Annotated in this window: 15 protein-coding genes and 1 pseudogene; 12 read left to right on the forward strand and 4 right to left on the reverse strand. The window is 72.7% G+C overall.

Annotated elements, in window-relative coordinates; all coding sequences use genetic code 11:
* Positions 1–68: 68 nt before the first annotated feature.
* The gene (gene radA / locus ACIF9R_RS35415; RefSeq protein WP_399986765.1) at positions 69–1,478 is read right to left on the reverse strand and encodes a DNA repair protein RadA; all 1,410 of its coding nucleotides are present in this window, start codon (positions 1,476–1,478) and stop codon (positions 69–71) included.
* Between the two features lie 334 nt (positions 1,479–1,812).
* On the opposite strand from radA, the gene ACIF9R_RS35420 reads away from it, so the two are divergent.
* Positions 1,813–3,648: a hypothetical protein gene (locus ACIF9R_RS35420; protein WP_399986767.1), complete on the forward strand. Its 1,836-nt coding sequence runs from the start codon at positions 1,813–1,815 to the stop codon at positions 3,646–3,648.
* A 12-nt stretch (positions 3,649–3,660) separates the two neighbouring features.
* On the opposite strand, the gene ACIF9R_RS35425 is transcribed toward ACIF9R_RS35420, so the two are convergent.
* Complete coding sequence (locus ACIF9R_RS35425) at positions 3,661–4,533, reverse strand: hypothetical protein (RefSeq protein WP_399986769.1); 873 nt, start codon at positions 4,531–4,533, stop codon at positions 3,661–3,663.
* Positions 4,534–4,628: 95 nt separating this feature from the next.
* On the opposite strand from ACIF9R_RS35425, the gene ACIF9R_RS35430 reads away from it, so the two are divergent.
* The 4 genes from ACIF9R_RS35430 (at position 4,629) to ilvD (ending at position 9,487) form a co-directional block, all read left to right on the forward strand.
* A complete protein-coding gene (locus tag ACIF9R_RS35430) occupies positions 4,629–5,561 on the forward strand; it encodes a Ppx/GppA family phosphatase (RefSeq protein WP_399986771.1) in 933 nt (310 codons plus the stop codon).
* Between the two features lie 314 nt (positions 5,562–5,875).
* Positions 5,876–6,712, forward strand: coding sequence for a sugar phosphate isomerase/epimerase family protein (locus tag ACIF9R_RS35435; RefSeq protein WP_399986773.1), 837 nt, complete (start codon positions 5,876–5,878; stop codon positions 6,710–6,712).
* A complete protein-coding gene (locus tag ACIF9R_RS35440) occupies positions 6,709–7,356 on the forward strand; it encodes a TetR family transcriptional regulator (protein WP_399986775.1) in 648 nt (215 codons plus the stop codon). Before ACIF9R_RS35435 ends, ACIF9R_RS35440 begins: the two co-directional genes overlap by 4 nt.
* 277 nt (positions 7,357–7,633) lie before the next feature.
* The gene (gene ilvD / locus ACIF9R_RS35445) at positions 7,634–9,487 is read left to right on the forward strand and encodes a dihydroxy-acid dehydratase (protein ID WP_399986777.1); all 1,854 of its coding nucleotides are present in this window, start codon (positions 7,634–7,636) and stop codon (positions 9,485–9,487) included.
* A gap of 208 nt (positions 9,488–9,695) precedes the next feature.
* Here the strand turns inward: ilvD and ACIF9R_RS35450 are convergent, their stop codons facing one another.
* A complete protein-coding gene (locus ACIF9R_RS35450) occupies positions 9,696–11,882 on the reverse strand; it encodes a serine/threonine-protein kinase (RefSeq protein ID WP_399986778.1) in 2,187 nt (728 codons plus the stop codon).
* A gap of 182 nt (positions 11,883–12,064) precedes the next feature.
* Here ACIF9R_RS35450 and ACIF9R_RS35455 point away from each other — a divergent pair, with 182 nt between their 5' ends.
* The 7 genes and pseudogenes from ACIF9R_RS35455 to ACIF9R_RS35485 all read left to right on the forward strand — a co-directional run.
* On the forward strand, positions 12,065–12,391 hold the full coding sequence (locus tag ACIF9R_RS35455) for an SH3 domain-containing protein (protein ID WP_399986780.1): 327 nt from the start codon (positions 12,065–12,067) through the stop codon (positions 12,389–12,391).
* A 143-nt stretch (positions 12,392–12,534) separates the two neighbouring features.
* Entirely contained in the window at positions 12,535–13,065 is a 531-nt protein-coding gene (locus tag ACIF9R_RS35460) for an EamA/RhaT family transporter (protein WP_399986782.1), read from the forward strand.
* A 51-nt stretch (positions 13,066–13,116) separates the two neighbouring features.
* The gene (locus tag ACIF9R_RS35465) at positions 13,117–13,914 is read left to right on the forward strand and encodes a class I SAM-dependent methyltransferase (protein ID WP_399986784.1); all 798 of its coding nucleotides are present in this window, start codon (positions 13,117–13,119) and stop codon (positions 13,912–13,914) included.
* 32 nt (positions 13,915–13,946) lie between these two features.
* On the forward strand, positions 13,947–14,738 hold the full coding sequence (locus tag ACIF9R_RS35470) for an ABC transporter ATP-binding protein (RefSeq protein WP_399986786.1): 792 nt from the start codon (positions 13,947–13,949) through the stop codon (positions 14,736–14,738).
* Positions 14,735–15,505: an ABC transporter permease gene (locus tag ACIF9R_RS35475; RefSeq protein ID WP_399986788.1), complete on the forward strand. Its 771-nt coding sequence runs from the start codon at positions 14,735–14,737 to the stop codon at positions 15,503–15,505. The genes ACIF9R_RS35470 and ACIF9R_RS35475 overlap by 4 nt, the downstream gene beginning before the upstream one ends.
* Positions 15,506–15,742: 237 nt before the next feature.
* Complete coding sequence (gene proC, locus ACIF9R_RS35480; protein WP_399986790.1) at positions 15,743–16,555, forward strand: pyrroline-5-carboxylate reductase; 813 nt, start codon at positions 15,743–15,745, stop codon at positions 16,553–16,555.
* A gap of 125 nt (positions 16,556–16,680) precedes the next feature.
* A pseudogene (locus ACIF9R_RS35485) lies at positions 16,681–16,881 on the forward strand (helix-turn-helix domain-containing protein); the annotation flags it as partial.
* On the opposite strand, the gene trpS reads toward ACIF9R_RS35485, so the two are convergent.
* Entirely contained in the window at positions 16,812–17,846 is a 1,035-nt protein-coding gene (trpS, locus tag ACIF9R_RS35490) for a tryptophan--tRNA ligase (protein WP_399986792.1), read from the reverse strand. The pseudogene ACIF9R_RS35485 and the gene trpS sit on opposite strands and share 70 nt — an antisense overlap.
* Between the last annotated feature and the right edge of the window lie 561 nt (positions 17,847–18,407).

An 18,407-nucleotide genomic window follows, 5' to 3' on the forward strand; every position in this document is an offset into this window, starting at 1 on the left:
GTCGCAGGTTCTGGGCGCCCCCGTTTCGCGCACTCGGTTCGTACGGACGGGCGAGACCTGGGCAAAGTCTACCGGCGGTCCTCCGTCTCCCGTGGGGCCTCTCGGCGACGGGAGCGCGGAAGGACGCGCAGCGCGTCCCCTATGTCCGCCACTTCCAGCACCTTCATACCCGGCGGGACCTTGCCCGGATCGCCCGGTACCAGGGCGTGCGTGAAGCCCAGACGATGTGCCTCGGCGAGCCTGCGCTGGACGCCCGTGACCCGTCTGACCTCGCCCGCGAGGCCGACCTCGCCGATCGCGACGAGGTTCTTCGGCAGCGGGGTGTCACTCGCCGCCGACGCCAGTGCCAGTGCGACGGCCAGGTCCGCTGCCGGTTCCGACAGTTTCACGCCGCCGACCGTGGCGGAGTAAATGTCCCGTTTGCCCAAGGCGCTGATGCGGCCGCGCTGTTCCAGCACCGCCAGCATCATCGACACCCGGGAGGTCTCCAGGCCGGACGTGGTGCGCCGGGGGGACGGGATCTGCGAGTCGACCGTGAGCGCCTGCACTTCGGCGACCAGAGGGCGGCGGCCCTCCAGGGTGACGGTCAGACAGGTCCCCGGGACCGGTTCGGCACGGCGGGTCAGGAAGAGTCCGCTGGGGTCCGCGAGGCCGGTGATGCCCTCGTCGTGCAGTTCGAAGCAGCCGACCTCGTCCGTCGTGCCGTAGCGGTTCTTGACGCCGCGCACCAGGCGCAGGCGCGCGTGCCGGTCGCCCTCGAAGTGCAGGACGACGTCCACCAGGTGCTCCAGCAGACGCGGCCCGGCGATCGCGCCGTCCTTGGTGACGTGTCCCACAAGGAGCGTGGACATCCCGCGCTCCTTCGAGGCCCGGATCAGCGCGCCCGCCACCTCCCGGACCTGGGCCATGCCGCCCGGGGCGCCGTCGATCTCCGGGGAGGCCACCGTCTGCACCGAGTCCATGATCAGCAGGGATGGCTTCACCGCGTCCAAATGGCCCAGCACGGCGGCCAGATCCGTCTCGGCGGCGAGATACAGGTGGTCGTCGATGGCGTGGATACGGTCGGCGCGCAGCCGGACCTGGCTCGCCGACTCCTCGCCCGTGACATAGAGCGTGCGGTGCTCCTCGCTCGCCGCCTTGGCCGCGACGTCCAGCAGCAGTGTGGACTTGCCCACGCCCGGCTCGCCCGCGACGAGCACCACCGCACCGGGCACGAGTCCCCCGCCGAGCACCCGGTCCAGCTCCGGCACGCCGGTGGAACGGGCGGTGGCCTGACGCCCGTCGACCTGGCCGATGGGCAGGGCGGAGCTGGTGACCCGGCCGGGTGCCGTCGTACGGACCGCGGGCGCGCCGTACTCCTCGACCGTCCCCCAGGTCTGGCACTCGGGGCAGCGGCCGAGCCACTTGGCCGTCTGCCAGCCGCACTCGGTGCAGCGGTAGGACGGACGGTCCTTGGACGTCTTGCTACGGGCAGCCATGCGGAAAAGGTAACGGCACCCTCTGACATCGACGGGGGCAGGCAGGTCCCGGTGGTCGTGGCCCGGTCTCTGCCCCGCCCTCCGCCTGCCCTCCGCCCGGCCCTCCACCCGCCCTCTGCCCGCGCCTCCACCCGCCCTCTGCCCGCGCCCCCGCCCGGTCTCTGCCCGTGCCTCTGCCCGCGCCCCGCGCGCTGCCCTTCCCGCCGCCTCGGACGGGCCCCTCTCACGTGTGGTGAAAGGTTCCTGTCCCCGTTTGAGGGATCGTTTCACCCGTACGGATTAAATGTGCCCCGGGGGCCGGAAGCGGCCGCCCCGAGCCGCCTACGGTCGCCGAATGACGAGCAGCGGCCCGGAGACCTCGACCCGTACGACCGGAGCACGCCGGACGCACCGGGAAGTGCGCGACCGCGGGGCCGCGCGCACCCTGGCGCAGCGGCCGGCCACCCGCTACGAACCCCACCTGGACGGCCTGTTCACCTACTGCCTGTCCGTGCTGTGCGACCACGACGAGGCGACCGCCGCCCTGGCCGACGTCCTCGTCCTCGCCGAGCGCCGCGGCCGGCACGTCCCGGACGAGCTCGGGAGCCGCAGGGCCTGGCTGTACGCGCTGGCGCGCTGGGCATGCCTGCGCAGGCTGGCCGAGGCCGGGCGAAAACGTCGGGCCGGCCACGCCGTGCGCCGCGCCGGGCGGAAGCGACCGGCCGGGACCACCACCGCCCCGGCCGTCTCCGAGGAGGTCCAGGAGCAGCGCCGCGGCGAACTGGCCGAACTGGCCTGGCCGGAGGCCGCCGGCACCACCCCGGCGCAGCGCGAGGCGCTCGAACTCGCCGTGCGGCACCGTCTCGCCGCCCACGAGGTCGCCGCCGTGCTCGGGATGGAACCCGCCGCCGCGCGCACGCTGCTCGCCAGCGCGGCCTGCGAGGTGGAACGCACCCGCGCGGCGCTCGCCGTCGTGGAGACCGGGGCCTGCCCCGGAGTGGCGCACCTCACCGGCGACCGGCGGTTCGTGCTCAGCACGACCCTGCGCCGCGAACTCGTCCGGCACGTCGACGACTGCCCGCGCTGCCGCCGCCGCGCCGAGCGGGCCGTCCCGGGCCGCTGGCCCGGCACCAGCGTCACCCCGGACGCGCTGCCCGTCCTGCCAGCACCCGGCGCGGCCCTGCACGCCGCCATGGCACACCACCCACGCGCGCGCGGCGCGGCGCCCCGCTTCGACCGGCGCGGCTTTCCGGTGGACCCCAAGGCCCGTGTCGCGCGCCGGGACCGGCTGCGCGCGCGTGCCCTGACGACGACCGTGGTGGCCACCGTCGTCGCCGCGCCCGTGTTCGCGCTGTGGGCCGCCTACCGCGGCACCCCGGTGGGCGAGGGCCAGGACGGCCGTCCGGCCTCCGCGCGGGAGGACGGTGGCACGTTCGACCTCGACGGCGAGGAGGCGGGCGCGGGCTACGAGAACACCGGCAACGCCACCACCCACCCCGGCCTCCGCTTCGGCGAGAACGGTGAGGCGGACGTGTCCGTGGAGGTCGTCGGTGTCGCCGGTGCGGGGCACGAGGACACGGCCGCCCTGGGTGTCACGGCCGGCCACAGCGGTGACACCACGCTGATCACCCTCACCGCGACGGGATCCGAGCCGGTCCGCTGGTCGGCCTCGACGGGAGCGTCCTGGCTGTATCTGAGCCGGTCGTCGGGAACGCTCGCCCCCGGCGAGTCGGTGACGATCAGGGCGTACGTCGATCAGCTGCGCGAGCCGTCCGGCCACTGGAGCGCGACCGTGGCCATCTCCCCCGCCGGTTCCGTCGTGACCATCGACGGCTACGGCACCGCCCCCTCCGCCCCGGGCAGCGGCTCACCCTCCGGCCACCCCGGCGCTCCGGGCACAGCGCACCCGGGCACCCCGAGCGGGCCTCCCCCGTCGTCGCCGGGCCCGGACCCGGACCCGGACCCGGAGCCGACCGCGACGACGCCCGAGCCCGCGGAGCCCACGCCGGGCGAACCGCCGTCGTCCCCGGAGCCCGGGCCCTCGACGGGCGGCCCCACGCCCACCGGTCCGACCCCCGGGGAGCCGGTGGCGACCGACTCGGGGCCGGCCGGACCGGAGGACTCGCCGGGCGGCCCGGGGAACGCGTCGCCGCCCGCCGAGAGCGGCACACCGAGCCCGGTCACCTCGTAACGGCGGCCAAGGTCAGGCGGGGTCCGCCGGATGCGGCGCCAGCAGCGGAAGCTGTGAGGCGAGCCGCTCCTCGCACAGCTCGGCCAGACGGTCGTAGCCCGCCTTGCCCATCAGTTCGGTCAGCTCCGCGCGGTAGGAGACGTACACCGGGTCTCCGGCGCCGTGCGCCGAGGTGGCCGAGGTGCACCACCAGTGCAGGTCGTGACCGCCCGGACCCCAGCCGCGGCGGTCGTACTCACCGATCGACACCTGCAGCACACGTGTGTCGTCGGGCCGGTCGATCCAGTCGTAGGTCCGCCGGACCGGCAGCTGCCAGCACACGTCCGGCTTGGTCTCCAGCGGCTCGCGGCCCTCCTTGAGGGCGAGGATGTGCAGCGAGCAGCCCATGCCGCCCGCGAACCCCGGCCGGTTCTGGAAGATGCAGGAGCCCTGGAACGGGCGGGTCTGACGGTCGCCGTCCTCGTCCTCGGAGACCCAGCCATTACGCGTGCCCTCGGCGTGGTGCTGCCAGATGTCCGGTGTGAGCCTCGCCACATGCTCCGCGACCCGCTTCTCGTCGTCCTCGTCGGAGAAATGGGCACCCAGGGTGCAGCACCCGTCCTCCGCGCGGCCCGCCTGGATGCCCTGGCAGCCACTGCCGAAAACGCAGTTCCAGCGAGAGGTCAGCCAGGTCAGATCGCAGCGGAAGACCTGCTCGTCGTCCGCCGGATCGGGAAACTCCACCCATGCGCGGGCGAAGTCGAGCCCCTTCTCGTCGCCCACCGGCGCCTTCCCGGGAGTCTGCGGTGCTGTCACCCGCGAAGGACCACCGGCCGGACCGGCCTTCTTGTCCTTCTTGGCCTTCTTGTCCGGCTTTTCGTCCTTCGCCTTTTTCGTCTTTGGCACGCGTCCAGGGTAAGTCGCCCGCGCCCGGGTCCGGGACCGGCTCGACCGCCGCGAACGGGGCAACACACGGTGCCGCGGGCAGTAGCGTTCCGTACATGAGACTTGGTGTCCTCGACGTGGGCTCGAACACGGTGCACTTGCTGGTGGTGGACGCGCACCCCGGCGCGCACCCGCTGCCCGCGCACTCGCACAAGGTTGAACTGCGCCTCGCTCAGCTCCTCGACGACAGCGGAGGGATCGGCGACGCCGGGGTGGAGAGACTGATCGAGGTCGTCCACGAGGCACTCCGGGCGGCCGAGGACAAGGGCGTCGAGGAACTGCTGCCGTTCGCCACCTCCGCGGTGCGCGACGCGGACAACGCCGACGAGGTGCTCGCGCGCGTGCGCGACGAGACCGGGACCGAGCTCCAGGTGCTCAGCGGTGAGGAGGAGGCGCGGCTCACCTTCCTCGCCGCCCGCCGCTGGTACGGCTGGTCGGCCGGGAAACTGCTCGTCATCGACATCGGCGGCGGCTCCCTGGAGATCGCCTACGGCATGGACGAGGAGCCCGACGCCGCGGTGTCGCTGCCGCTCGGCGCCGGCCGCCTCACCGCCGGCTGGCTGCCGGGCGATCCGCCCGAGGCGGACGACGTCCGCGCGCTGCGGCGCCATGTGCGCACCGAGATAGCGCGCACGGTGGGGGACTTCACCCGCCGGGGCGTCCCCGACCACGTGGTGGCCACCTCCAAGACCTTCAAGCAGCTCGCCCGTATCGCGGGCGCCCCCGGTTCCGCCGAGGGCCCGTACGTACAGCGCGAGCTGAAACGGGAGTCCCTGGAAGCCTGGGTGCCGCGGCTCGCCGCCATGACCACCGCCGAACGCGCCGAACTCCCCGGCGTCTCCGAGGCCCGGGCGGGCCAGCTGACGGCCGGGGCCCTGGTCGCGGAGGGCGCGATGGACCTGTTCGGGGTGGAACGCCTGGAGATCTGCCCCTGGGCGCTGAGGGAGGGCGTCATCCTCCGGCGCCTGGACCACATGGGCCGGCGATAGCGCCGCGCGGCGCGCCGTCGGCCCGACAGCGCGCCGCGCGGGGTGTGCCGGTGGGTCGGCGGCACCGCGCGGGGGGCACGCGGGCGGCCGACCCGCGCGGGTGCGCGACAGACGCCGGTGGCCGTCGGGGTCGACCGGCGCGGGCGCGCGACAGACCACGGCGGGAGAGCATGCCGGGACCGGGCGGGACCATGTCGGGACCGCAGGGGAACCGCACCGGAACCGCACCGGAACCGCATCCCCGGTATGGCAATCGCCACAACGGCGAACGGGCACCCCGCATCCACCCGACACCACCCCGTAACCTGAGGCTCGTGGCAGAAGCAAGGGACGTAGTCCGCATCCCGGATGCGAAGGTCGCCCTGTCGACGGCCTCCGTCTACCCGGAGTCGACGGCGACGGCCTTCGAGATCGCCGCGCGCCTCGGGTACGACGGCGTCGAGGTCATGGTGTGGACCGACCCGGTCAGCCAGGACATCGAGGCGCTGCGCAGACTCAGCGACTACCACCGCATCCCCATCCTGGCCGTCCACGCGCCCTGTCTGCTCATCACACAGCGCGTGTGGTCCACCGACCCCTGGACCAAGCTCCAGCGCGCCAAGGTGGCCGCGGAGAAGCTCGGCGCCGGCACGGTCGTCGTCCATCCCCCGTTCCGCTGGCAGCGGCAGTACGCGCGTGACTTCGTGGACGGCATCTGGCGGATGGCCGACGAGACCGATGTGCGGTTCGCGGTGGAGAACATGTACCCCTGGCGCTACCGCGACCGCGAGATGCTCGCGTACGCCCCCGACTGGGACGTCACCAAAGAGGACTACCGCCACTTCACGATCGACCTCAGCCACGCCTCGACCTCCCGCACCGACACCCTGCGGATGATCGACCGCATGGGCGACCGCCTGGGCCACGTCCACCTCGCCGACGGCAGGGGCTCCGCCAAGGACGAGCACCTGGTGCCCGGCCGCGGTGACCAGCCCTGCGCCGAGGTGCTGGAGGGCCTCGCGACGAGCGGCTTCGACGGCCATGTCGTCATCGAGGTCAACACCCGCCGGGCCATGTCGAGCGCGGAGCGGGAGGCGGATCTGGCCGAGGCCCTGGCGTTCACCCGCCTGCACCTGGCCTCGTCCTCCGCGCTCAGGGTGCCGCGCCGGTGACCGGCGTCACCGCGAGCGACGGCTCCGGCGCCTCCGCGCGGGGCGACGGTACGGCCCGGCGCCGCGGCCGCCCGCCGCGTACGGAATCGGCCGGGACCCGGGACCGCATCCTGGACGCGGCCCGTGAGGAGTTCTCCGCGCGGGGATACGAAAAGACATCCGTCCGGGGGATCGCCAAGTCGGCCGGGGTCGACTCCGCGCTGGTGCACCACTACTTCGGAACCAAGGAGCAGGTCTTCCAGGCGGCGGTGGAGGTCGCCTACGCACCGGCGTTCGCCGTGCGGGACACGATCTTCGACGGTCCGGTCGAGGAGGCCGGCGAGCGGATGACCCGCCTGATCATCGGGCTCTGGGAGAACCCGGTGACCCGGGCCCCGCTGATCGCGATCGTCCGCTCCGCCGTGGACAACGAGACGGCGGCGGGCGTCTTCCGCCGGCTGATCGGTGACCAGTTGCTGCGCCGGGTCGCCGGACGGCTCGATGTGCCGGACGCGGAACTGCGGGCCGAGCTCGCCGCCGCCCAGCTGGTGGGGATCGCGATGATCCGGTACGTGATCAAGGTGGAGCCGCTGGCCTCGGCGGACCCCGAGCAGATCATCAGAAGGGTTGCGCCGGTCGTGCAGGGACATCTCACCGGCCACTGAGGCCCGCGTCGCCCGGCCGCCGAGCCCCTGGCCGGGTCCGCGACCGGCGTCCGCGACCAGCGTCCGCGACCGGCGTCCGCGACCAGCGTCCGCGACCGGCGTCCGGGACGGGTGTCCGGGACGGGCGTCCGACCGTCCGCCGCCGGCCGCCCCGACTGAGACATTCGTCCCGTATTCCGGACGCCTCGTCCCGCCCTCTGGATGACCGGCGTACGCTCGGAGACAGTCAGAACTCTCTGGCCGACCACTCCCCGAAGGTCTGAAGGAGCGAGCGACGATGCCCGAGCTGAGGTCCCGCACAGTCACCCACGGACGCAACATGGCGGGCGCCCGCGCCCTTATGCGCGCCTCCGGTGTACCCGGTGCGGACATCGGGCGGAAGCCGATCATCGCCGTCGCCAACAGTTTCACGGAGTTCGTCCCCGGCCACACCCACCTCGCCCCGGTCGGCCGCATCGTCAGCGAGGCGGTCGTCGCGGCCGGCGGCATCCCGCGCGAGTTCAACACCATCGCCGTCGACGACGGCATCGCGATGGGCCACGGCGGCATGCTGTACTCCCTGCCCTCCCGCGACCTGATCGCGGACAGCGTGGAGTACATGGTCGAGGCCCACTGCGCGGACGCCCTGATCTGCATCTCCAACTGCGACAAGATCACCCCGGGCATGCTCAACGCGGCCCTGCGCCTGAACATCCCCACGGTGTTCGTCTCCGGCGGCCCGATGGAGTCCGGCCGCGCCACCCTGGTCGACGGCACGGTCCGCACGCTGGACCTGGTCGACGCCATGGTCGAGGCGGCCAACGACAAGGTCTCCGACGCGGACGTCCTCCGTATCGAGGAGAACGCCTGTCCGACCTGCGGCAGCTGCTCCGGCATGTTCACCGCCAACTCGATGAACTGCCTCACCGAGGCCATCGGCCTCTCCCTCCCCGGCAACGGCTCGGTCCTGGCCACCCACACCGCCCGCAGGGCGCTCTACGAGGACGCCGCGCGCACGGTGCTCGACCTGACCCGCCGCTACTACGAGCAGGACGACGACTCGGTCCTGCCCCGCAACATCGCCACCGCCTCCGCCTTCGAGAACGCCATGGCGCTCGACATCGCGATGGGCGGCTCCACCAACACGATCCTGCACCTGCTGGCCGCCGCCCAGGAGGCCGAGGTCCCCTTCGGCCTCACCGAGATGGACGCCCTCTCGCGCCGCGTCCCCTGCCTGGCCAAGGTCGCCCCGAACGTCGCCAAGAACCGCACGTACTACATGGAGGACGTGCACCGCGCGGGAGGCATCCCCGCCCTGCTCGGCGAGCTGCACCGCGCGGGGCTGCTCAACGAGGACGTCCACTCCGTCCACAGCCCCTCCCTGGCCGACTGGCTGAAGACCTGGGACATCCGCGCCGGCTCCCCCTCCCCGGAGGCGGTCGAGCTCTGGCACGCGGCCCCGGGCTGCAAGCGCTCCGCCGAGGCCTTCTCCCAGTCCGAGCGCTGGGACACCCTCGACGAGGACGCCGAGGGCGGCTGCATCCGCTCCGCCGAGCACGCCTACTCCGAGGACGGCGGCCTGGCGGTGCTGCGCGGCAACCTCGCCGTCGACGGCTGCGTCGTCAAGACGGCCGGGGTCGACGAGTCGATCTGGACCTTCGAGGGCCCGGCGGTCGTCTGCGAGTCGCAGGACGAGGCGGTCGAGAAGATTCTCACCAAGCAGGTCAAGGAGGGCGACGTCGTCGTCATCCGCTACGAGGGCCCCAAGGGCGGCCCCGGCATGCAGGAGATGCTCTACCCGACGTCGTACCTGAAGAGCCGTGGCCTCGGAAAGGCCTGCGCCCTGATCACCGACGGCCGCTTCTCCGGCGGCACGTCCGGCCTGTCCATTGGCCACGCCTCCCCGGAAGCGGCGTCGGGCGGCACCATCGCCCTGGTCGAGGACGGCGACCGCATCCGCATCGACATCCCGAACCGCTCGATCGAGCTGCTGGTCGACGAGGCGGAACTGACCCGCCGCGAGCAGGCCCTCGACGGCCGGTACGCCCCGAAGAACCGCGACCGCAAGGTCTCCGCGGCCCTGAAGGCGTACGCGGCGATGGCGACCAGCGCCGACAAGGGCGCGGTCAGGGACGTGAGCAAGCTGGGCTGAGGCCCTGGGACCGCGCCGGGGCCGCTCCCGCACCACGGGGGGCGGCCCCGCGTCGTCGCCCGGGCGGGCGGGCGGCGGGGGCCGGCCGGGCTTGGCCGCCCCTCGGGGTGACAGGACGGCGGGAGGTGCCCCACCACGGCACACGCGGCCCCAACGCAGTCCCACCACGGCGTACGCGGCCCCGTCCGGATCGCGCGGCCCGTCGGGATCACCAGTCGGCCGGGTCGCGCCCCGCCACGCCGAACACGGTTCCGTCGGGCGCACCGGCGTAGACGTGGCCGCCCGCGAGTACGGGCGCGGCCAGTGCGGCGGGGACGCGGTCGGACGCGGCGCCGAGCCGCGGCCGGGTCTGCCCGAGGAGCGTCCTGCTACGGGCGTCGATGCCCAGCAGCCGCCCGTCGGGCGCCGTGACATACACGTGCCGTCCGTCGGAGACGGGCCTCGAGCCCCGGCTCACGCCCGTCTCCAGCCGCCACCGCTGTTTCCCCGCGGCCATGTCGACGGCCACCAGCGAACCGCCCGCACCCATGAGGTACACGGTGTCCCCGTGCACGCCGGCCTCCGCCTGCGCGACCGGCACCGGCAGCGCCACCCGGCGGACGGTCCCCGTGCCGGGCGTGTAGCGGACGACGGCCTTCGCGTCTCCGTACACCGCGCCCTCGGCCAGGAGGTACACGGCCCCGTCCGTCACCCCCACGGGCGTCAGGGCTCCTTCGAGCTCCGCGTCCCACCGCACGTCACCCGTCGCCGGATCCACCGCGGTGATCCGGGTTCCGCTCCCGTCCCCCGACGGACTCGACGCGTACGCCGACGGCTCCCCGGCCTGCCCGCCCGAGCTTCCGGCGTCCCCGGCGTCCCCGGCGTCCCCGGCGTCCCCGGCGGCCCCGGCTTCCCCCACTTCCCCGGCGAGCGAGGGGAAGTACGGCAGGGCCTGCCCCGGAATCCGATGCGACCACCTGGTCGCGCCCGAGGCGCTGTCCACGCCCGTGACCGTCCCGTCCGAGTGGGTCAGCAGCAGCATGTCGCCGACCGCCCGCACTCCCTCGTACGCGGGCATGTCCTCGCGCCACACCGGCTTGCCCGTGTCCGGGTCGAGTGCCTCCAGGTCGCCGATCCGGTCGAGGGAGGGCTGGACGAGGCCGCCCGACACGACCGGGGGTTCGCTCCTGGTTGTCACGGCGACGTCGTGCCGCCACAGCGTGCGGCCGTCGGCCGGATCGAGGGCGAAGACCGCGCCGGGCAGCGCACACAGCAGCCCTCGCGTCCCGTACGAGCACTGGGGCATGCCGCCGCCCTCCGAGGGCAGGGCCTCCCAGGCCCCGAAGCCCTTCGGAGTGCTCCGCGCGGCGGTGGTCTCCCGCACCGGTTCCGTGCCGTCGCCGAACACCTGAACCGCCGTGAGTCCGCCGAGCACGGCAAGGCAGAGCACCCCGGCCACCAGGACCGTCCGTTTGCCGAGACGCCGCGCGGGCCGCTTCCCGGGTGCGTCCGCCCGGGGCTCCGGCGCGGCCTCTTCCCGGGGGTCGGGCCTCCGCGGCGCCGGGACGAACACCTGGGTGTCGTACGCCGCCGCCACCGACCGCAGCTCCCGCATCAGCTCGTCCGGCGTGGGCCGGTGATCGGGCTCCTTGGCGAGACACCGCAGCACCAGCGGCGCGAGCGACTCCGGTACGCCGGTCAGGTCGGGCTCGTCGTGCACGACCTGGTAGGCGACGACGTACGGGCTGTCGGAGTCGAACGGGCCGCGTCCCGTCGTCGCGTGCACCATGAGCGAGCCGAGGGCGAACACGTCGGCCGCGGGGCCCACTTCACGGGGCCGCCGGAACTGCTCGGGCGCCATGAACGGCGGCGTGCCGATCAACTTCCCGGTCTCGGTGCGCAGTTCGCTGTCGCGTGGCCGGGAAATGCCGAAGTCGATGACCTTCGGCCCGTCCTCGGCGAGCAGCACGTTGCTCGGCTTCAGGTCCCGGTGCACGACCCCGACCCGGTGGATGTCGCGTAGCGCCTCCGCCAGCCCGGCCATCAGCCGGCGCGACTGGTCCGGGTCCATCGGACCGTTCCGCTTCACCTGCTCGGAGAGCGTCGGGCCGGGGATGTACAGGGTGGCCATCCAGGGCCGCCCGCCCTCCGGATCGGCGTCGACGACCGGCGCCGTGAAGGCCCCGCTGACCCGCCGCGCGGCGGCCACCTCCTGTCGGAACCGCCCTCTGAACTCGGGGTCCAGGGCGTACCTGGCGTGCACGACCTTCACCGCGACCCGCATCCCGGAGGTGCTCCGCGCCAGATGCACGACGCCCATGCCACCCGAGCCCAGACAGGACTCCAGACGGTAGTGACCGGCGTACTCGGGAAGTTCCGCTTCCGCGCCCGCTCCGGCGTTCCGCTGCGGCGCCATGGAACCACCCCCGTGCTGTTCGTTCGCGCGCGCGACGTTCGGAGCCTAGTCGATGGTGCGTACGAGACCGAGACGACTTGCCCACCTTCGTGTACGAGTGACGAACTGGTGTTTCATGGCTTGTTCCTGGGGAATCAACGTGACCCCACGACAGTCGTGGGGCCAACGGGGGAGGTTTTCGCATGTCTGTGGAGCGGACGCAGAACATTGAGGGCGGGGACGAGAAGGCGACCGCGGCGGAGGTCACCACGATGGCCGCCGCCGCGACCTCCTACCCGGTGGCACCGGGCCACCGGCTGAACGTCCGCAGCGGCCCCGGCACCGGCTACTCGGTCGTCCGGGTCCTGTCCGAGGGCGCCCGGGTCCGGATCAACTGCCAGACGACCGGCACCTGGGTGTCGGGCCCGTACGGCACCTCGAACGTCTGGGACAACATCGGCAGCGGCCAGTACGTCTCCGACGCGTACATCTACACCGGCAGCGACGGGTACGTGGCGCCCCGCTGCTAGAACGCGCGGTCCCCGTCCGAGGGGACCCGCACGGATGTCCGTGCGGTACGCCGACGGGGCCCCGGCACGGGAGGGGCCCCGAAGGCGCCGGGGCGGCAGGGGGCGCCCACCCGTACGCGTGGGGGAGGAGCCACAATCGACGGGTGAGCGCAGCAGAGAACGACACCAACGCCACCCCGGACAGCCCCGCGGGCTCCCCGGGGGCCCTCGCCGGTCCCCAGCCCGAGCCCCTCCGCTTCTTCGGCACCACCTGGGTCGATCACTCCGGCGGCTACACCGCCCGCCGTCTCGGTGTCGCCGTCGGCTCCCTCGCCGCGGCGGCGGCCGCCTGCTTCGTGCTGCGCATCGCCTACGACGGGCTCCGGATCGCCGACATCGGCAGCTTCGTCTCGCTCCTCATGGTCGTCATGTTCGCGATCTGCAGCGCGCTCGCCTTCCGCCACACCTGGTCCGGCTACACCACCCGCCCCGATCCCGACCGTCAGGCGTCCCTGCGCGGCCTGCTGTCCATCGGCTTCATCGGCTCCCTCCTCGCCTACTTCTTCCGCTCCCTCACCGAGGCGCCGGGCGAGAGACTCCACCGCGCGGAGTACGACAAGGCACGCGCGGAGTACGACAAGCGCGTCACCCGCCGCTCGGGCAACCCGTCGAAGAAGCGCCGCCGCCGCTCCTGACCCCGCCGGAAAATCCCCGCGGTCCTCCTGGCGCCCGGCCACCATGGCCGTATGACGACACCGAGGTCCGGCCAGGTCACGCACACCACCCGAGCGCACTCCTTCAACGCGGCCGCCGCCCAGTACGCGGCCGCCCGCCCCTCCTACCCGCCCGCGCTCTTCGACGCGATCGAGGAGCTGACCGGCCGCCCCCTCGCCGGCTCCCGGGTCGTGGACGTCGGCGCCGGTACGGGCATAGCCACCGCCCGCCTGTGCGAGCGCGGCGCCGACGTGATCGCCGTCGAGCCCGGTGAGGGCATGGCGGCCGAGTTCCGCCGCACCCTCCCCGGCGTGCCGGTCGTCCGGGGCAGCGGCGACGCCCTCCCCCTCGCCGGCCACCGCACCGACCTCCTCACCTACGCCCAGGCCTGGCACTGGACCGACCCCGCCCACGCCGTCCCGGAGGCGGTACGAGTGCTGCGCCCGGGCGGCGCGCTCGCCCTGTGGTGGAACACCAGCGCGTTCGACGTGCCATGGATCGCGGAGGCCGGCGAACGCGCCGCCCGCCACTTCGGCTTCGACGTCTCCGCCGAGAAACGCGCCCTCGGCTCCCACCACACCGCCGACCTCGCCGGCCGTCTCGACGTCGTACGCCGGGACATCCGCTGGAGCCGCCGCGTCCCCCTCGACACCCACCTCGCCAACCTCAGCAGCCACTCGCTGTTCCTGCTGCAGGGCGAGGAGCGCAGCGCGGCCTACCTCGCCGAGGAGCGACGGCACGTCCTGGAGGTCTTCCCCGACGGGATCGTCGAGGAGACGTACGAGGTCCTGCTCCTCCTCGCGACGACACCCCCGAGCCCGACGGGTTGACGGCGCACCCGGCCGGGAGCAATATTCATCACATGATGAATTCTTCCTCCCGGCCCACGGAGGAACCGGCCGTCCGCGCCCGTGACCTCACCGTCGTCCGAGGCCCCCGCACCGTCCTGCACGGCCTCGACTTCACCGTCCCGCGCGGCCGGGTCACCGGCCTCCTCGGCCCCTCCGGCTGCGGAAAGTCGACCCTGATGCGCGCCGTCGTCGGAACCCAGGCCAAGGTCACCGGCACCCTCGACGTCCTCGGCAGCCCCGCCGGCCACCCCACCCTGCGCACCCGCATCGGCTACGTCACCCAGGCCCCCTCCATCTACGACGACCTGACCGTCCGCCAGAACCTCGACTACTTCGCCGCGATCCTCGACCCCGGCCGGGCAGCCGCCGGCCGCCGCCACGAGAACGTCACCCGGGTCATCACCGACGTCGACCTCACCACCCACGCCGACGCCCTCGCCGGCAACCTCTCCGGCGGCCAGCGCAGCCGCGTCTCCCTCGCCGTCGCCCTCCTCGGCACCCCCGAACTCCTCGTCCTCGACGAACCCACCGTCGGCCTCGACCCCGTCCTGCGCCGCGACCTCTGGCAGCTCTTCCACACCATCGCCGACGAACACGGCACCACCCTGCTGATCTCCTCCCACGTCATGGACGAGGCCGAGCGCTGCGACCGCCTCCTGCTGATGCGCGCGGGCGAGATCCTCGCCGCCGGCACCCCCGACGCCCTCCGCGCCCGCACCGGCTCCGCGACCGTCGAGGAGGCCTTCCTGCACCTGGTCGACGAGGCGAACACGGCAGCCCGTACGAAGGAGACGACCCGATGAGCACAACCGCCCCCGCCCCTACGCGCGCCCTGAACGTCTCCCGCGTCACCGCCACCGCCGCCCGGGTCCTGCGCCAGCTCCGCCACGACCCGCGCACCGTCGCGCTGATGCTGCTCGTCCCCTGCCTGATGCTGCTCCTGCTCCGCTACGTGTACGACGGCAGCGCACACGTCTTCGACAACATCGGCGCCTCACTCCTCGGGATCTTCCCGCTCATCACGATGTTCCTGGTCACGTCGATCGCCACCCTGCGCGAGCGCACCTCCGGCACCCTCGAACGCCTCCTCGCCATGCCGCTCGGCAAGGGCGACCTCATCGCCGGCTACGCCCTCGCCTTCGGCACCCTGGCGATCATCCAGTCCGCCCTCGCCACCGGCCTCGCCGTCTGGTTCCTCGGCCTCGACGTCACCGGCAGCCCCTGGCTGCTCCTGCTGGTGGCCCTGCTCGACGCCCTCCTCGGCACGGCCCTCGGCCTCTTCGTCTCGGCCTTCGCGGCCTCAGAGTTCCAGGCGGTCCAGTTCATGCCGGCGGTGATCTTCCCCCAGCTCCTCCTCTGCGGCCTCTTCACCCCCCGCGACGCCATGCACCCCGTCCTGGAGGCGATCTCCGACGCACTCCCCATGTCCTACGCCGTCGACGCCATGAACGAGGTCCTCAGGCACACGGACATGACCACAGTCTTCGTCCGCGACACCCTGATCGTGGCGGCCTGCGGTCTCCTCGTCCTGGGCCTGGGCGCGGCGACCTTGAAACGCCGAACGGCGTGAGCAGCCCGTCCGGCGACTTGAGCAGCCCGTCCGGCGATTGAGGACAGGGCCCGTTCAGGGCCGAGGGGGTCCGGGGGCCGCGCCCCGGGGACGGGACGGGAAGGGGCGGCCGGGGCGAAAAACCCTCGACAGCAACCCACCGCCCACGTCCCGCCCACTGGACGCTCCGCCCCACCCACCCCCCGGGATGGGAGAATCGCCTCCAGGACGACGCACCCCCGGAGGGCACCCCCAGCCATGACCCAGACCGTCGCAGTCCTCGGCACCGGCAAGATCGGCGAAGCCCTGCTCAGCGGAATGATCCGCGCCGGCTGGGCCCCCACCGACCTCCTCGTCACCGCCCGCCGCCCGGAGCGAGCCGAAGAACTCCGTACCCGCTACGGAGTCACCCCGGTCTCCAACCAGGAAGCCGCCAAGACCGCCGACACCCTGATCCTCACGGTCAAGCCGCAGGACATGGGCACCCTCCTCGACGAACTCGCCCCCCACGTCCCCGCCGACCGCCTGGTCATCAGCGGCGCCGCGGGCATCCCCACCGCCTACTTCGAGGACCGCCTCGCCGCCGGCACCCCGGTCGTCCGCGTCATGACCAACACCCCCGCCCTCGTCGACGAGGCCATGTCGGTCATCTCCGCCGGGAGCCACGCCACCGCCGACCACCTCGCCCACGCCGAGGAGATCTTCGGCGCCGTGGGCAAGACGCTCCGGGTGCCCGAGTCCCAGCAGGACGCCTGCACCGCGCTCTCCGGCTCCGGTCCCGCGTACTTCTTCTATCTGGTCGAAGCCATGACGGATGCCGGCATCCTGCTCGGCCTGCCCCGCGACAAGGCGCACGACCTGATCGTCCAGTCCGCGATCGGCGCCGCCACGATGCTCCGCGACAGCGGCGAGCACCCGGTGAAACTCCGCGAGAACGTCACCTCCCCCGCCGGCACCACCATCAACGCCATCCGCGAACTCGAGAACCACGGCGTACGAGCCGCCCTCATCGCCGCCCTCGAAGCCGCCCGCGACCGCAGCCGCGAACTCGCGAGCGGCACCAAGGACTGACGGCCGGCCCGAACCCCGCGCGCGCGGGGCTCACTTCGCGGCGGTCAGCACGTCCTGCGTCGTCACCACCGCCGCGAACCCGCCCCCGTGCAGCGACACCGCCGAACGCACGCGCAGTTCGTCCGCTCGCCGCTGCCCAGCGACTCCTCGAACGCACCGATCTCCCCATGCCCGAAGTGGCCCGCCGCGCCGGCTTTGGCAGCGAGGTCACTATGCGCCAGCACTTCGCATCGCGCCTCGCCACCAGCCCGCGTGCCTACCGAGCCGCGTTCAGCGCGGGCTCACCGGTATCCGCCCCCGCCGGCAACAGTCCGATCGCCCGATAAGCGGCATCCACGGTCGGCCGAGCCATGCCCCGCGCCCGCTCCGCACCATCCCGCAGCACCCCCTCCACATAGCCAGGATCCGCGCACAACTCCTTGTGCCTCGCCTGCACAGGTCTCAGCACCTCCACCACAGCCTCCGCGGTGTCCTTCTTCAAAGACCCGTACGACTCATATACACCGCCCAACGCCTCCGGGTTCCCACCCGAGCACGCCGCGAGGATCTCCAGCAGATTGGCCACCCCCGGACGGGCGTCCCTGTCGTACACGACCTCACGCCCGCTGTCGGTCACCGCCCGCATGACCTTCTTCCGCACCACGTCCGGCTCGTCCAGCAGATAGACGATCCCCGGCCCCGTGTCATCGCTCTTGCCCATCTTCGACCTCGGCTCCTGCAGGTTCATCACCCTCGCCGCCACCTTCGGATGCGTGGCCCGGGGCACCACGAAGGTGTGCCCGTACCGCTGGTTGAAGCGCACCGCGAGATCCCGCGTCAGCTCCACGTGCTGCGCCTGGTCGTCCCCCACCGGCACCTCATCGGCGCCGTAGGCCAGAATGTCCGCCGCCATCAGCACCGGATACGTCAGCAGCGACAGACGCACGCTCCCGCCCCGTCGCTGTTCCCGGGCCGCCTTCTCCTTGTACTGGATCATCCGCCGCATCTCGCCGTCGGTGGCCACGCACTCCAGCAGATACGACAGCCGCGCGTGCTCGTCCACGTGGCTCTGCACGAACATCGTGCAGAGCTCCGGCTCCAGTCCCGACGCCAGCAGCAAGGTCGCCGCCTGCCGGCTCAGCCTGCGCACCCGCGCGGGATCGTGGTCCACGGTCAGCGCATGCAGATCGACCACGCAGAACAGCGCGTCCGAGCGGTGCTGGTCGACCGCGGCCCACTGCCGCATGGCCCCCAGGTAGTTCCCCAGTGTCAGATGCCCGGTGGGCTTGACCCCACTGAAGACCCGTGTCATCTCTTCTCCCTCTCCTCGCGGAGGCCGCCGTCCCCGGTCGGCCGCCCCTCGGAGTCACCGGAGGGAGAAACAAAACGGCCGCCGAGGCGGCGGCCGTTGAGTGCATACGCAGCGCCGGCCGCCGTCAGGCGGCCCACCAGAACTGGCTGTACGTACGCGTGGTCATGCGGACCACGGTACGCGCCGGGGGCGGGATCGGGCAGCGAGTTGACACGCCCCGACGTCGACCGTACTGTTCTCCGAGTTGTCCGACGTGAGCACCGACTCCGGTCGGTCCCCGGACAGCCATTCCGCAAGTACCACTACTGATCGACGTCGGCAGTCTGTCTGCAGGCGATTCATTGGCGTGCGTATAAGCGAAATGAGGAATCCGCGCCCGAAAGGGAGCAGGACCCCGATTAGGTCGGGAGCCGGGAATCCGCTAAAGTCTCACTCGTCGGAACGGCCAAACGGCCGGGAAGGCGAACCCCGCTGACTGGGAATCAGGCCCGAAAGGATCTGATAGAGTCGGAAACGCAAGACCGAAGGGAAGCCCGGAGGAAAGCCCGAGAGGGTGAGTAC

Origin of the sequence: Streptomyces sp. NPDC086080 (assembly GCF_044540255.1) — a bacterium.
In the GTDB taxonomy this organism is placed as follows: Bacteria; Actinomycetota; Actinomycetes; order Streptomycetales; family Streptomycetaceae; genus Streptomyces.